General features: G+C 65.1%; 13 protein-coding genes and 1 tRNA gene. 8 read left to right on the forward strand and 6 right to left on the reverse strand.

Annotated features, from left to right (window positions below; all coding sequences use genetic code 11):
* Positions 1–42 precede the first annotated feature (42 nt).
* The 4 genes from MTR72_RS39390 to glmS form a co-directional block, all read right to left on the reverse strand.
* Entirely contained in the window at positions 43–897 is an 855-nt protein-coding gene (locus MTR72_RS39390) for an NAD(P)-dependent oxidoreductase (RefSeq protein ID WP_341512292.1), read from the reverse strand.
* Positions 898–951: 54 nt separating this feature from the next.
* Positions 952–1389, reverse strand: a complete 438-nt coding sequence (locus MTR72_RS39395) for a rhodanese-like domain-containing protein (RefSeq protein ID WP_341512293.1) — start codon at positions 1387–1389, stop codon at positions 952–954.
* Positions 1390–1399: 10 nt separating this feature from the next.
* A complete protein-coding gene (locus MTR72_RS39400; protein ID WP_280963845.1) occupies positions 1400–2179 on the reverse strand; it encodes a DUF502 domain-containing protein in 780 nt (259 codons plus the stop codon).
* An 88-nt stretch (positions 2180–2267) separates the two neighbouring features.
* On the reverse strand, positions 2268–4094 hold the full coding sequence (gene glmS / locus MTR72_RS39405; protein ID WP_341512294.1) for a glutamine--fructose-6-phosphate transaminase (isomerizing): 1827 nt from the start codon (positions 4092–4094) through the stop codon (positions 2268–2270).
* A gap of 218 nt (positions 4095–4312) precedes the next feature.
* Here glmS and MTR72_RS39410 point away from each other — a divergent pair, with 218 nt between their 5' ends.
* Entirely contained in the window at positions 4313–4531 is a 219-nt protein-coding gene (locus tag MTR72_RS39410) for a hypothetical protein (RefSeq protein ID WP_341512295.1), read from the forward strand.
* 6 nt (positions 4532–4537) lie between these two features.
* Here MTR72_RS39410 and glmU read toward each other — a convergent pair whose 3' ends face one another.
* A complete protein-coding gene (glmU, locus tag MTR72_RS39415) occupies positions 4538–5893 on the reverse strand; it encodes a bifunctional UDP-N-acetylglucosamine diphosphorylase/glucosamine-1-phosphate N-acetyltransferase GlmU (protein WP_341512296.1) in 1356 nt (451 codons plus the stop codon).
* Between the two features lie 172 nt (positions 5894–6065).
* On the opposite strand from glmU, the gene MTR72_RS39420 reads away from it, so the two are divergent.
* The 4 genes from MTR72_RS39420 (at position 6066) to MTR72_RS39435 (ending at position 8650) form a co-directional block, all read left to right on the forward strand.
* The gene (locus tag MTR72_RS39420) at positions 6066–7436 is read left to right on the forward strand and encodes a hypothetical protein (protein ID WP_341512297.1); all 1371 of its coding nucleotides are present in this window, start codon (positions 6066–6068) and stop codon (positions 7434–7436) included.
* A 238-nt stretch (positions 7437–7674) separates the two neighbouring features.
* Positions 7675–7848: a hypothetical protein gene (locus MTR72_RS39425; RefSeq protein ID WP_280963840.1), complete on the forward strand. Its 174-nt coding sequence runs from the start codon at positions 7675–7677 to the stop codon at positions 7846–7848.
* Positions 7849–7963: 115 nt separating this feature from the next.
* A complete protein-coding gene (locus tag MTR72_RS39430; RefSeq protein ID WP_280963839.1) occupies positions 7964–8119 on the forward strand; it encodes a hypothetical protein in 156 nt (51 codons plus the stop codon).
* Positions 8120–8269: 150 nt separating this feature from the next.
* Positions 8270–8650: a hypothetical protein gene (locus MTR72_RS39435; RefSeq protein WP_280963838.1), complete on the forward strand. Its 381-nt coding sequence runs from the start codon at positions 8270–8272 to the stop codon at positions 8648–8650.
* On the opposite strand, the gene MTR72_RS39440 is transcribed toward MTR72_RS39435, so the two are convergent.
* Positions 8610–10169: a glycoside hydrolase family 17 protein gene (locus MTR72_RS39440; RefSeq protein ID WP_341512298.1), complete on the reverse strand. Its 1560-nt coding sequence runs from the start codon at positions 10167–10169 to the stop codon at positions 8610–8612. The two genes, MTR72_RS39435 and MTR72_RS39440, sit on opposite strands and share 41 nt — an antisense overlap.
* A gap of 330 nt (positions 10170–10499) precedes the next feature.
* On the opposite strand from MTR72_RS39440, the gene MTR72_RS39445 reads away from it, so the two are divergent.
* The 3 genes from MTR72_RS39445 (at position 10500) to MTR72_RS39455 (ending at position 14367) form a co-directional block, all read left to right on the forward strand.
* Positions 10500–11093, forward strand: a complete 594-nt coding sequence (locus MTR72_RS39445; RefSeq protein ID WP_341512299.1) for a beta-1-3, beta-1-6-glucan biosynthesis protein — start codon at positions 10500–10502, stop codon at positions 11091–11093.
* Between the two features lie 216 nt (positions 11094–11309).
* Positions 11310–13979, forward strand: coding sequence for a glycosyltransferase (locus MTR72_RS39450; RefSeq protein ID WP_280963836.1), 2670 nt, complete (start codon positions 11310–11312; stop codon positions 13977–13979).
* A gap of 312 nt (positions 13980–14291) precedes the next feature.
* Positions 14292–14367: transfer RNA gene (locus MTR72_RS39455), tRNA-Lys, on the forward strand.
* Positions 14368–14470 lie beyond the last annotated feature (103 nt).

The raw sequence follows: 14470 nt of genomic DNA on the forward strand, positions 1-14470 counted from the left end.
GAGGCCGAGCCTTGGCGAGCGCACCGGGCTTGCGGGTGCAATCTAGACCTTCTTTTGGACATTCGCCGCGAACGCTTTCAACCGCTCCGCTTCCGTCGCCTCGCCCTTCGCATCCTCGGCAAGATGCTCGAACCAGCGTGCAAAGCCTTCGTAGATCTGGCTTGCCGGATGATCCGGGCCGAGGAAGCCCGAAATCTCCCGCATCTCCGCAATCCAGCGATAGGCCTTTGGGATCATGTCCGGCAGCGCGACCTCGAGCCGCGCCAGGATCGCAGGCTGGCTCAGTGCGAGCTCGTTGCGGAGCGCATCCGCCGCGCCCGCCTTGGTCGCAGCAAGCACCATGGCCGAGCCGATGCCCGCGAGGCCCTTGACGATTCCGGCGTAGGACATTTTGAGCGCGGAGGCCGCGCCGACCGGCCCCTCGACGATGCGCAGGTCCAGCCCGAGTTGCTTCAACACTGCGACGTCCTTGGCATGCTCGCCGGACATGTAGAACGCCGGTCCCTTGCTGCCGCGCTGCGGCGGGAAGCCGATGATGCCGGCATCGACGAATGGCGCCTGCGCCGAGCCGATGATCTCCTCGATGCGGCGCACGGTTTCGACATTGACGGCGTTGCAGTCGACGACGACAGGCTTCTTCCCGCGCCTGACGATCAGTCCCGCCAGGCGCTCCGCCAGCGCGACGGCCTCGCCCGGCGGCACGATCGAGAGAATGATGTCGGCGTCAGCGATCTCATCGTCCTCGGCGCCGACCATGCCCGCGTCTGCCGCACGTTTCAGCGTCGCTTCGCTCCGCCCCTTCAGGGAGGTGAGCACGCGCGCGCCGTGCTCGCCGAGGCGGCGGGCCACCGCGCTACCCATGGCGCCCGGTGCAAGAATCGCTATCGTGGTTGTCATCGTCGGCTCCGATCGGGTTCCGGCCATAGCGTGGCCAACCGTCGGCCGCGGATTCTACTTGCCGGCGTCCTGCGCGGTAGTGGCGCTGTCCAAGTCGGGATACGGCTCCAGCGCATAGCCGGCCTTCTGCCAGCCGCGGCAGCCACCCTGGAGCACGGAGACGTCGGTAAATCCCATCTCCTGCAGGGCGGCGGCCGACAGCGTCGCCTTGCCGCCACCGCCGCAGGTGAGGAGGATCTTCTGATTGCTGTCCTGCAAGGCAGGATCGCGATGCTCTTGCTTCGTGTCGGCTTTGATCGCGAGCTCGCCATGCGTGATGTTGCGGGCACCGGGCAGCGTGCCGCGCTCGCGCAACTGCCACTCGTCGCCGACATCGATGACGGTGACACCACCTTGCTCGATCAGTCGCCTGGCTTCGTCTGGCGCAACCATGCGAACGCTGCCCTCGCGGGCGTCCCGCACTTTGCCATCGAACGTCTTTCCGTCGCTCATCGACTGCTGCTCATTCCACCTTCGCGGGCTCGGGCTTGAGCGTGGTGGAGGCATTGGCGATCCGCGCGGCATTCGCCACGCCGGCGAGCGCCGCCACCTTCTTCGGATCGGCTACGGAGCCAGGCTGCACCACGCCAGCCGACATGATCAACGTCGCCGCATCCTCGGCACTCAGCTCGACCTCGATGATCTTGCTCTTGGGTACGTAAAAGAAGAAGCCGGTGGTCGGGTTCGGCGAGCACGGCAGGAACACCGAGACGTGCTCCTCTCCCGGCAGGCTGCGCGCGACGTCCTCACTCGGTGATTGCGAGATCAGCACGATCGACCACATGCCCGGCGAAGGAAACTCGACCAAGCCCACCTTGCGGAAGCTCGAGCCCTTGCCCGAGAACAGCGTCTCGAACACCTGCTTCAGGCCACGGTAGATGGCGCGAACGGCCGGGATGCGGCCGAGAAAGGTCTCGCCGACATCGACCAGCGTACGGCCAATCAGGTTGGCGGCGAGGAAGCCGAGCAGTGTCAGCGTAAAGACTGCGACAATCAGTCCCCAGCCGGGGACGCCGTAGGGCAAATAGGTTTCCGGGCGATAGGCCAGCGGCACGAAGGGCCGCACTACGCCATCGACCCAGGTCACGAACCACCAGACCAGGTAAAGCGTGATCGCGATCGGTCCCGTCACGACGAGGCCGGTAAGGAAATAGTTGCGGAAACGGCCCATCAGGCCGGTATGAGGTTCCGGGACGGGATCAGCCGGAGGCGCAGGCGGAGACGCGTCGTGGCGGGCGGTCATTCGGGTTCCAGGTGGTCGCAACTCTTTAGCTAGGGTCTTCTAGCAGATTTTTGAAGACCACATAGCGAGCGGCACCCTTCCCGCCTGCCTATTCCACGGTCACCGACTTGGCGAGGTTGCGCGGCTGGTCGACGTCGGTGCCCATCACAACCGCCGTATGATAGGCGAGCAACTGCACTGGCACGGCGTAGACCATCGGCGTGAAGGCCGCGGCCATGTCCGGCATGACGATGGTGACGAGGGAATCGACGGTCGCCTCGGCTGCGCCCTTGGCGTCGGTCATCAGGATAATGTTGCCGCCGCGGGCGGCCACTTCCTGCATGTTGGAGACGGTTTTCTCGAACACCCGGTCGTGGGGCGCAATCACCACCACCGGCACGTTCTCGTCGATCAGCGCGATCGGCCCGTGCTTGAGCTCGCCGGCGGCGTAGCCCTCGGCGTGGATATAGGAGATCTCCTTCAGCTTCAACGCGCCCTCGAGCGCGAGCGGGAAGCTGGTGCCGCGGCCGAGATAGAGCACGTCGCGCGATTTCGCGATCTCGCGCGCGAGCTTCTCGATCTGGAGCTCGGTGGTGAGCGCGTCCGCCATCAGGCGCGGGATTTCGACGAGGCCGTGCACGAGCTTGGTCTCGTCGGCCTCGGACAATTCGCCGCGCGCCTTGCCGGCGGCGACTGCGAGTGCGGCGAGCACCATGAGCTGGCAGGTGAAGGCCTTGGTCGAGGCGACGCCGATCTCCGGGCCGGCCAGCGTCTGCAGCACCGTCTCGCTCTCGCGCGCGATCGTCGAGGTCGGCACGTTGACCACGGCTACCGTGTGCACGCCCGCGGCCTTGGCGTAGCGTAGCGCGGCCAGCGTATCGGCGGTCTCGCCGGACTGCGAGATAAAGATGGCGAGATCGCCCTTGCGCAAGGGGGCCTCGCGATAGCGGAATTCGGACGCGACATCGACCTCGACCGGCAGGCGCGCAAAACGCTCGAACCAGTACTTTGCGACATAGCCGGCATAGCTCGCGGTGCCGCAGGCCGTGATCGTGACGCGCTCGATGGTGCTGAAGTCGAACGGCAGCTTGACCGGCAGCAAGACACGCTCGGTCGCCATGTCGATGTAGCGGGCCAGCGTATGGCCGACCACCTCCGGCTGCTCGTGAATTTCCTTCGCCATGAAGTGGCGGTAGTTGGCTTTGTCGACCAGCGAGGTCGAGGCCGCGTGCTTGATCTTCTCACGCTGGACGGCATGACCGTCCTTGTCGAAGATCGTGGCGCCCTTGCGGGTCAGCACGACCCAGTCGCCATCATCGAGATAGCTGATCGTGTCGGTGAACGGGCCGAGCGCGATGGCGTCCGAGCCGAGATACATCTCGCCCTCGCCATAGCCGATCGCGAGCGGCGGTCCGTTGCGGGCGCCGATCATGAGATCGTCCTCGCCGGCGAAGATGAAGCCGAGCGCGAAGGCGCCGCGCAGCCGCGCCAGCGTCAGCTTCACCGCCTCGACCGGCTTGGTGCCGCGCACCAGCAGGTCGTCGACGAGATGCAGCACGATCTCGGTGTCGGTCTCGGTGTGGAATACCGTGCCGTTGCTCTCGAGCTCCTCGCGCAGCTCGCGGAAATTCTCGATGATGCCGTTGTGGACGACGGCAACGCGCTCGGTCGCGTGCGGATGCGCGTTGTGCTCGGTCGGCTTGCCATGCGTGGCCCAGCGGGTGTGGCCGATCCCGGTCGTGCCCTGCAGCGGCTCGGCGTAGAGCCGCTTCTCCAAATTCTTCAGCTTGCCTTCGGCGCGGCGGCGCTCGAGATGGCAGCCTTCGAGCGTGGCGACGCCTGCGGAATCGTAGCCGCGATATTCAAGACGCTTGAGCGAATCCACCAGTTGCTCCGCAACCGGTTCGCGCCCGAGAATGCCGACAATCCCGCACATGCGGTTCAATATCCCCTAAATCGTCGAAAAATCGCCAAAACGACGCGTTCGGTTTTTATCGAAATTCGCAACGAACCAGATACTCAACAATTGTTGCGGATTGCGACAGCATCAATTTCCGTCCGCCTGACGTGCGTCGAATTGGCCGGGGTTTAACCCCGCACATTAACGCGCTGTCAACACATTTGGCCAACGATTCCCGCCCAGGAGAAACGGCCATGAGAGGCTCATCCGACCGCAAAGGTCCGTCGTCGATTTACTTGCGCGCGAGCGAGACCGCGGGCACGCATCTGGCACACTGGCCTCCACCCCAACGCTGCAAGGAAAGCAAGCCCGTCTTCGTCAAGCACCCGGCGGGCGAACCTGCGAAGCGCGCCAAGCCGCGCGGCTGGCGCCTGACCCGCGCGATCTTCTCGGAATTTGCCGAGGACGAATAACGCCGCTCACTTCTCCGGCTTCTTGCCGCCCGTCTTCAGTTCGCGATAGCGCGTGGCGCCGCCTTCCCTGATGGTCTGCTGACTGCGCTCGAGCGCCATCGCATCGTCGGGCACATCGCGCGTGATCACCGAGCCCGAGCCGATATAGGCGCCCTTGCCGATCGTCACAGGAGCGACGAGCGAGGAGTTGGTGCCGACGAAGGCGCCCTGCCCGATCGTCGTCTTGTGCTTCTTGAAGCCGTCGTAGTTGCAGGTGATGGTGCCGGCGCCGATGTTGGAATTGGCCCCGATGGTGGCATCGCCGATGTAGGAGAGATGGTTGACCTTGACGCCGGCCTCCAGCGTCGCGGCCTTGGTCTCCACGAAATTGCCGATGCGGGCGCCGTCGCCCAGCGAGGTGCCGGGCCGCAGGCGCGCATAGGGGCCGATGGAGACGTTCCTGCCGAGCGAGGTCTGCACGATGTGCGAGAAGGAATGGATCACCGTGCCGTCGGCGATCGACACGCCGGGGCCGATCACCACGAACGGCTCGATCGTCACGTCCTTGCCGAAGACGGTGTCGGCGGCGAGATAGACGGTCTCCGGCGCGATCAGCGTGACGCCGGCCTCCATCGCAGCCTTCCGTAGCCGCGCCTGCATCACGGCTTCGGCCTCGGCGAGCTGGGCCTTGGTGTTGATGCCGCGCACCTCGTCTTCGCTGGTCTCGATCGCCACGGCTTCCCCTCCCTGTTCGCGGACAATGCCGACCGCATCGGTGAGATAATATTCGCCTTTCGAATTCGCGTTGCCGATTTGCCCGAGGATTTCGAGCGCGCGGCGCCCGTCGAGCGCCATCACGCCGGCATTGCACAGCGTGATCTTGCGCTCTTCAGGGTTGGCGTCGGCCTGCTCGCGGATCGCGATCAGGCGGTCGCCCTCGACGATGAAGCGGCCGTAGCCGGTGGGATCGGCGGCGCGGAAGCCGAGCGCGGTGAGCGCCGCGCCCTTGGAGAGCGGCGCGCGCAGCCGCGCAAACGTCCCGGCGGAAATCAGCGGCGTGTCGCCGAACGCGATCAAGAGATCGTCAGCGCCGCGCGCGATCGCCTCGCGCGCCGCCAGCACCGCATGCGCGGTGCCGAGCCGCTCGGCCTGCACGAAGGTGAGCGCATCGGGCCGGATCCGCTTGGCCTCGTCCGCGACCGCCTGATGGTCGGGACCGACGACAACCGCGAGCGAGGTGCCGGTTCCCTTGGGTGCAGCGGCGAGCACATGGGCGAGCAACGTCTGGCCTGCAACGGGATGCAGCACCTTCGGCAGGCTCGATCGCATGCGCGTGCCTTCACCTGCGGCGAGCACGATGGTGAGGCTTGAGCGAACGGTCATTGCAATCCTGTCAAATACGGCCGAATCAATCGGCGCCGGCGGGCAGCAGGCGATATCTTCATAGCGGTCTTGCTACCCCCGCAAATGCCCGGAATTCAAGTGCAGGACCGTTTTCCTGTTAATGTTCCCTGATTGATTCGGGGAAGATCGACGGGCTGGGCACTTAAACTTCATGGCAAAGGATTCCGACCCGCTGGCCAGTGCCTTCGACACCAAGGAGACCAGCGGGCTTTTCTCCAGATTGGTGGCCGAGGAGAGCACGTTCGACCGCCGCATGATGTGGCGGCTGGGCACGTGGGGCGTGGCCGCCGTCGGCGCCGTCGTCGTGGCCGTCCTCGCCAACCAGGCGCAGCTCGGCTGGCGGCGCGATCAGGTCGCGGCCACCGATCTGGCGCGCCAGGCCGACCGGCTGCAGATGCTGACGAAGGAAAGCCAGACCGAAGCCCGCAGGCTCGCCTCCGCCATCGAGACGCTGAACACCGATCGCGACCGCCTCTACGCGCGCGTCACGGTGCTGGAGCAAGGGCTCGATTCCGTCACCGGTGCCATCGCCAAGCAGACTCCGCCGCCGCAAGCATCCACGTCAAAACAGCAGGACGCGTCGGTCGCGGCCGCGCAGCCAGCGCCCGATGTCGCGCCGGTCGCCTCGACGGCGTCGTCAGGCGAAAAGCCGCGTGCGGGTACCGCCAAGGAGCCGAAGGAAGCTTCGAAGGAAACTGCAAAGGATCAACCGAGCCCGCCGCCGCAGACCGCGGCCGCAGCCTCGCTCGTGCCGCAGTCACCGCCCGCCGCTTCGGCGCTGCCAACCATTCCGCTGGTCGCATCGAAGTCGATCATGGCGCCGCCTGATCCAGCCGCACAAAAATTGATGCAGCCCGAAGCGGCCGAGAAGAAGGCCGAGCCGCCGTCCGCTCCCACCGAAGTTGCGGCAACGACGGCGAAGTCGCCGGAGGCGGCCGAAAGCGAGGCGCCTGCGATCGCGGTTCAGCAGACGCGCTTTGCAATCGATCTCGGTGGCGCCAACTCGATCGACGGCTTGCGTGCGCTCTGGCGCGGCCTGACGAAGTCCAATCCGGAGGTCGCGGGGCTCCGACCCATCATCATGATCAAGGAAGGCAACAACGGGCTCGGCATGCAGCTTCGCCTCGGCGCCGGTCCCCTGATCAATGCCGCCGCCGCGGCGAAACTCTGCGCAGGCCTGACCGAGAGCAATCGCCACTGCGAGACCACCGTGTTCGACGGCCAGCGGCTCTCAATGCGCGGCGGCTCGGACAAGGTGCAAGAGAGGGCAGAGAAGGCGCAAGAAAAGGGACAGGAGAAGAGCTCGGAGGCGAGCAAGGATCAGGACACGACGACCCAGGCCGAGACGCCGCCCGCCCCAAGCGCCAAGCCCGAAAAGCCGCAGCGTCGCCGCGGCTACTCCTCCAAGCGCGCGAAACATGAAGAGCCCCCGCCTCCTCCGCCGCCGGCTGCTCCCGCGAAGCCGGAAACCGCGTCGACCGGATCGACCCTGTCGTCCTTCTTCAGGCGCAGGACGGACTAAGCTCCCGTCAAACGCCGCACCGCATTAAGCAATTTGTGGACAAGCGGTCGGCCGGGGCCGAAACGATCTTACCTATTGCGCTGGGCGCGGCGGCCGCAGCGAACCGCCAGTTGGACATACCCAAATTTTCAGTCCGCCATAGAAACCGGCCATCGCCTGCCAAGTTAACTCGGTCGTGAACCGGAGCGGCCGACGGAGCGCCGGCTTTCACTTCTGTCTTAGGTGCGCCGGCGCGGACATGCTCGACGAAACCAACAAGGCAAACCCGGCTGCCCCAACCGATCATCGGCAGAGGCTTCGCGACAGCGTTTTGCCAGCCGGCGTCCTGGCGCTGGCCGCGGCGGCGACGGCCGCTTGGGCGGTGGCGATCAGTTGGGTGAGCTGGCAGCTCATCGTGTGGCTGCTTCCCTGAGAGACGGCCACGTCGCTATCGAGGAAAGCGAACCAAGATGGCCGCATCTACTTTTGACGGTACCGTCAATGCTCTCTTGGCGCTTTGCAACTCCAGCACTCCACTGACGCAGCCGTTGATCGACGACATTGTCGATCCCTATCTGGTCGATCTGACAGAGGGGATCTACGAACGGCGCCTGGAGCTTGCGCAGGCGTTCCGCGCGAAAGCCAGATCCACGTTCCGCGCGGATCACATCTACGAACGTGTGCTGCGCCGGATCATCCCGTGAAACCGTCTCTCTCGACCCATCAACCGCGCGTGCGGCTGACCGCGAAAGCTCCACGCCATCAGGCGATTAGCTCAAGATTCTCAGGCGAATTCGCGGGAAAGATTCACCTCCCCTGTTGCCCGCTCGCCCCTTCCCGACCATATTGGCCCCATGAAGAAAAAGCCTTTTCGCCTGACGCCCTATCAGGTGCAGTTCCTGCTCGTCGTCGGCTTCGTGACCGTCGGCTGGGCGCTCTATGTCCGCTATCTCGCGATCGAGTTCTCGCAGGTGGCCCTCGCCTGCGATGCCGGCCTGCAGACGATGATCTGCAAGGCTCGCTCGGTCTCGACGTCGCTGTTCAAGAATTCGGTGTTCGGCATCGTCGCGCTGGTGATCGCGACGCTGAACCTGATGCGGCCTTCGATCGTGCTCTTGACCCTCGGCGTGATCGCCGCGGGCCTCGGCATCGTGCTCTACAACATCGTCCTGTCGGGCCTGGCGATCGGCCTGCTCATTCTTGGCTTTGCGCGGCCCGCGCCTGCCACAGCGTGAGCGCCAGCAAGAGATAGATCGCGCAGGTCCACATCGACTGCCAGTTGTCGCGGCCTTCATTGAGCAGCGTGTAGGCCGCCGACAAAGCGAGTAGCCCTGCGAAGACCGCCTCCGCGATCGGACGCACACCGATCTGCGGCCGGTTCAGCATCAGAAGCGCGAACGGCACCACCGCCATCGTCAGCGAGGCATAGGGGAAGTCGCGGTAGCGCGGATCGAACACGAAGCCAAGCGCGGTCTCGGCCGCGATCACCACGGTCACGACGAGCGTCAGACCGAGCACGGCGGTGAGCTTCGACCACTTCCGTTCCTCGCGCGGACCGAGCAGATCGAGGAAGGTCGGCAGGCCGCGGCCGATGACCAGCGCCTGCGAGCAGAGGATCGGCGACAGAATGCCGGCGAGCAGCAGCGCGCCCCATTGCAGCCAGCCGCCCCAGCCATAGCTCTCATAGTACATCTTGTCGGCGCCGATCCCGAGCAGGATACCCGCTGATGTCGCCGAGATTCCGACCCCCAGCCAGGCCGAGAAGCGCGGCGTCCATGGCCTGCGCCGCAGCGTGATCCCGGCGATGGCAAACACCAGCACACTGAGGCCCATGCCGGCGCCCATGTACCATTTCCAGTAAGGGAAATTGCTGATCGGCTGCCCCGGCGGATATTTGAGCTGCCGGCGCACGGAATCGATCAGGCCCCAATAGCCGCCGACGGTGCCTTCGAGCCGGCGCTTCCAGGGCTGGTCATAGGCCTCGATCAGGTTGACCCGGAATTTCTGCGCCTTCGCCAGCCCCAGGATCTCCGAGACGACCCGGGCCTGGTTGGTGCGCGACGGCAGCGCGCCCTCGCGCATTCGTCCTTCGCTCGGCCAGCCGGTCTCGCCGATCAAGATCTCCTTGCCGGGGAATGCTACCGCCATCCGCTCGCGAATTGATTCCACGTGGGAGGCTGCGAACTTCGCCCGCACCGGCATGTCTTCCCAATAGGGCAGGATGTGGATCGTGACGAAGTCGACGGCGTCGTAGACGTCGCGGTTCTTCAGCCAGTACTCCCAGACGTCAGCATAGGTGACGGGCACGCTGACCTGTGCCTTCACCGAACGGATGATGGCGATCAGATCGGCCGTCGTCATCTCCCCGCGCAGCAGCACCTCATTGCCGACGACGAGCGAGGAGATGGTGTTGGGGAATTCCTTGGTGAGGTGGATGGCGGTCGCCACCTGCGCAAAGTTCTTGGCGCGATTGCTGCCGAGCCAGATGCCCTGGATCACCTTCAGTCCGCCGACCTTGGTCGCGACCGCCGGCACCTGGTCGAGACCGTTCTCGATCGAATAGGTGCGGACGCAGTCGGTGATCTCCTTGAGCTGGCGCAGGTCCTGCTCGATCTGCTCGGCCTCGATATGGGTCCATTGGTTCAGCGGCGTCTGGTCGCCGCGGAACGGCGCATAAGAGACACATTGCAGCTTGTCGCTGGGGTCGATCGGGGCGCGCGCGAGCGTGATCGGCGTCGCCAGCCACCACCACACGGCAGCAATCGCACACAGGGAAGCGAGGAGAAGTGCCAGTGGCGTACGAAGAGAAATCGGTTCCGTCCTCCGCGAAGGGCCCGTCGATTACCTGCTCGCACGCCGTCTGCCAAGGGGGGTGGTATGCGGCAACGTCCCGGTCTCCCCGGCGAATTAACCTGCGGCCGTTCGACCGGGTCTTACGAGCGTGACTTTGCTGGACAAAAATCCAAATACAGGTCATGGGATTCCGCGGGACTTTTCCGCCGCATTGGAGACCCATTTGGACGCCATCACAGCGCGCGTCCGCGAGGTCTGATGTGGGCGATCAGTGGAGAAATTGGGGAATTCATGCGGCGACGGGTGCTCGAGTTACGAAATGCGGTCCTGCGGCAGTTCGCCGCCACCTTGGCCGTCTCCTCCCTTGTCATTCTGATCGGCCTCAGCGGCGCCTCCGCCCAGAGCGGCAACCCCGCGCCGGACCAAGGCAAGCCGGCTGCGGCGCAGCCAGCCGACGCGGCCAAGGATGCGGCCCAGAACCAGCGCCGCACCGACGAGTTCGCGGAAGCGGCGCAAGTCATCAACGGCCCGGCCGGCAACCCCGAATGCGTCTGGCTCGGCCGGCGCGTGGTGCGGCTGATGTGGCGCGATGACCTCGATACCGCGTTCCGCCACCTTGATCTCTACGACCGCTTCGGCTGCCCCGGCGGCCACATCCAGGCCGCCTTCCGCTGCTTGACCCGGTTCGGCGCCCAGATCGACCCGAAGGTCGCCGAGACCCTGGACAGCCGTGTGCACGCCTGCTGGATCAACCCGGCAGCCCAGCCGCAGCAGGCAACCGCCGCAGCCCCGGCACCCGCCGCGCCAACGACCGGCGCAACGCAACCGCAGCCGGCGGCAAGCCCCTCACCTGCAGCCAGCCCCTCGCCCGCGCCCTCGAAATAACCCGCGATCGTTTTCAGCCTGCGTTCAGGAACGATCGACGATAGCTCCGGTTGGCACTGCCAGGTTTCTCCGAAAGTCCGTGCCCTCATAAGGACATGAGGCCATGACAGTTGTGAAACCACGCGGCAGAGGTATGCTCCATTTGCCGCGGACTTGGTCGGATCTCGGGGTCGGATCCGCTTCCCTGCCATCTCAGCCCCATTTGGTTTAGCCGCGATGCGCGTTGTCGCCGCCGTTCTGTTGCTCGTGTCCGTGCTCCACGCCGGCATCTGGGGAGTCTTGCGCGACAAGGAACCCGCGCCCGATTTCAAGGGCCTGCTGCCCAGCGTCTCCTACGCGCCGTTCGAGGGGTCGGCGCACCCCGACATCGACAACATCCCGACCGTCGAGAAAATCCGCGCAGACCTCAAGACGCTGTCAACGATGACGCGCGCGATCCGCCTCTACTCGTCCACCGGCGGCGTCGAACTGGTGCCGCCGATCGCGGCCGAGTTCGGTCTCAAGGTCACGGTCGGCGCCTGGATCGACAAGGACAAGGATCGCAACGAGCGCGAGATCAAGGCTGCCATCGAGCTCGCCCGGAAGAACAGCAACGTCATCGGCGTTGTCGTCGGCAATGAGGTGATCTACCGCGGCGAGCAGAAGGTCGAAGACCTCATCGACATGATCAAGAAGGTCAAGGGCGCGGTCCGCGTCCCCGTCACGACCGGCGAGATCTGGAATATCTGGCGCGACAATCCGGACCTTGCGTCCAATGTCGACTTCATCGCCGCCCACGTCCTCCCCTACTGGGAGAACTTCCGCTCGGACCAGGCGGTCGATCAGGCCGTCGACCGCTATAACCTGCTGCGCAACCTGTTCCCCGGCAAGCGCATCGTGATCGCCGAGTTCGGCTGGCCGAGCGCGGGCTATAACCTTCGCAACGCCGACCCCGGTCCGTTCCAGCAGGCGCTGACGCTGCGCAATTTCGTCAGCCGCGCCGACGCCATGGGCATGGATTACAACATCGTCGAGGCGATCGATCAGCCCTGGAAATTCTTCGAAGGCGGCGTCGGTCCCTATTGGGGCATCCTCGACGCCAGCCGCGAGCCGAAATTCGCCTGGACCGGCCCGGTCGAGAACCCCGACTACTGGAAGCTGATGACGATCGCGCTCCTGGTCGGCATCCTCTTGTCGCTCCCGATCCTGCGGCTGGAGCAGCCGACCGCGCGCCAGGCCTTCCTGCTGTCGGCGACCGCGAACGGCGTCGGCGCCTGGGCCGCGACCGTGTTCGCCTATTGGAACGGGCATTACTTCATCTTCGGCTCGGCCTTCGCGCTGACGCTCGGCATGATCCTGCTCGTTCCCCTCGTCCTCATCGCGATGGCGCGCATCGACGAGATCGCGGCAGTTGCCTTCGGCAGGCCACCGCAGCGGCTGCTCGCCAAGGGCAAGCCGATCGCCGACGTGCCCGAGAATTACTGCCCGAAGGTCTCGATCCACATCCCGGCTTATTTCGAGCCGGTCGATATGCTCAAGCAGACGCTCGATGCACTGTCGCGGCTAAACTACCCGAACTATGAATGCGTCGTCATCATCAACAACACGCCCGACCCCGCCTTCTGGCAGCCGATCCAGGATCACTGCCGCGCGCTCGGTGAACGCTTCAAGTTCATCAACGCCGAGAAGGTGCAAGGCTTCAAGGCCGGCGCGCTACGCATAGCGATGGACCGCACGGCGGCGGATGCCGAGATCATCGGCATCCTCGACGCCGACTACGTGGTCGATCCCGACTGGCTGAAGGACCTCGTGCCGGCCTTCGCCGATCCGCGTGTCGGCCTCGTGCAGGCGCCGCAGGAGCATCGCGACGGCGACCAGTCGATCATGCACTACATCATGAACGGCGAATATGCGGGGTTCTTCGACATCGGCATGGTCCAGCGCAACGAGGCCAACGCCATCATCGTGCACGGCACGATGTGCCTGATCCGCCGCGCCGCGATGGACATGGCCGGCGGCTGGTCGAGCGACACCATCTGCGAGGACTCGGATCTCGGCCTCGCAATCCAGGAGCTCGGTTGGACCACCCACTACACCAACCACCGCTACGGCCAGGGCTTGCTGCCCGACACCTACGAGGCCTTCAAGAAGCAGCGTCACCGCTGGGCCTATGGCGGATTCCAGATCGTGAAGAAGCACTGGCGCCAGTTCCTCCCGGGCAGGAGCCGCCTGACACCCGATCAGAAGCGCGACTATGGCCTCGGCTGGCTGAACTGGCTTGGCGCCGAGAGCCTCGGCGTGGTCGTGGCGCTGCTCAACCTCGTCTGGGTGCCGATCGTCGCCTTTGCCGACATCGCCATCCCCGACAAGATCCTGACGCTGCCGATCATCGCGGCCTTCATCGTCTCGCTCGCGCACTTCCTGTCAATGTACCGCCTTCGCGTCGCGGTGAAGCCTGGCCAGATGCTGGGCGCCATGATCGCGGCGATGAGCGTGCAATGGACGGTGTCGCGCGCGGTGGCGCAGGGCCTGATCACCGAGCACCTTGCATTCGCGCGTACCTCCAAGGGCGGCCTGTCGCGGATGTCGATCGAATTCCAGGCGTTCTGGGAGGCCGTGATCGGCGCCCTGCTCCTGATCGGCGCCGGCGTCCTGATCGCCTCCAACAGTTTTCGGCAGATTACCGAGATCTACATCTTCGCCGGCGTCCTGGTGCTGCAAAGCCTGCCGTTCCTGGCTGCGGTCGCAATCGCGATCCTCGAGCTCAGCCGCATCAACTCCTTCAAGTTCTGGCGCGACAGCGCGATCCGCACCGCCGAGCTCATCGGCCTACGCCCCGTCGCACTGCCGACGCCGGTCGGTTCCTCGCAAGCAGTGCCGAGCGAGGTCCGCCGCGAGGTGAACTAAGGGGGCGCGGGCCTCGGCGGCGTCATCCCGCACTCTTCGGCGTGGATGACGGGCCGTCAATCGGGTTGAAAATTTGGGGCTACGCGACGGAAACGCCGGAGCAATCCCCATCCCTGCCGCGAACTCCGGCAGCCATCCGCGCTATTGACCTCGGCGGCGGCTCCCCCTACACAGCGCGGGCCGAAGCATGATCCGGAAATTGCCTTACCGGTTTTCCCCGCGGCGCGCGTTAAGACGTAAGCGGCAAGACATGCTTCTCGAATGACCGACGACGATGGCGACCGATCTCGCAACGCCATCAAGCGGCCATGGGAGCGCGTAGCTCAGCCGGTAGAGCACGTGACTTTTAATCACGGGGTCCTGGGTTCGAGCCCCAGCGCGCTCACCAAGCAATCAATGGCTTACGACGAAACGCAACGACCTAAAAAGCCCTGTGTGGGCGCCGTGTTGGCAAACCGATTGCCGCGCTCGCGGTCAGAGATTTCGGATCG

The organism is Bradyrhizobium sp. ISRA442 (assembly GCF_038085055.1).
GTDB lineage: Bacteria > Pseudomonadota > Alphaproteobacteria > Rhizobiales > Xanthobacteraceae > Bradyrhizobium.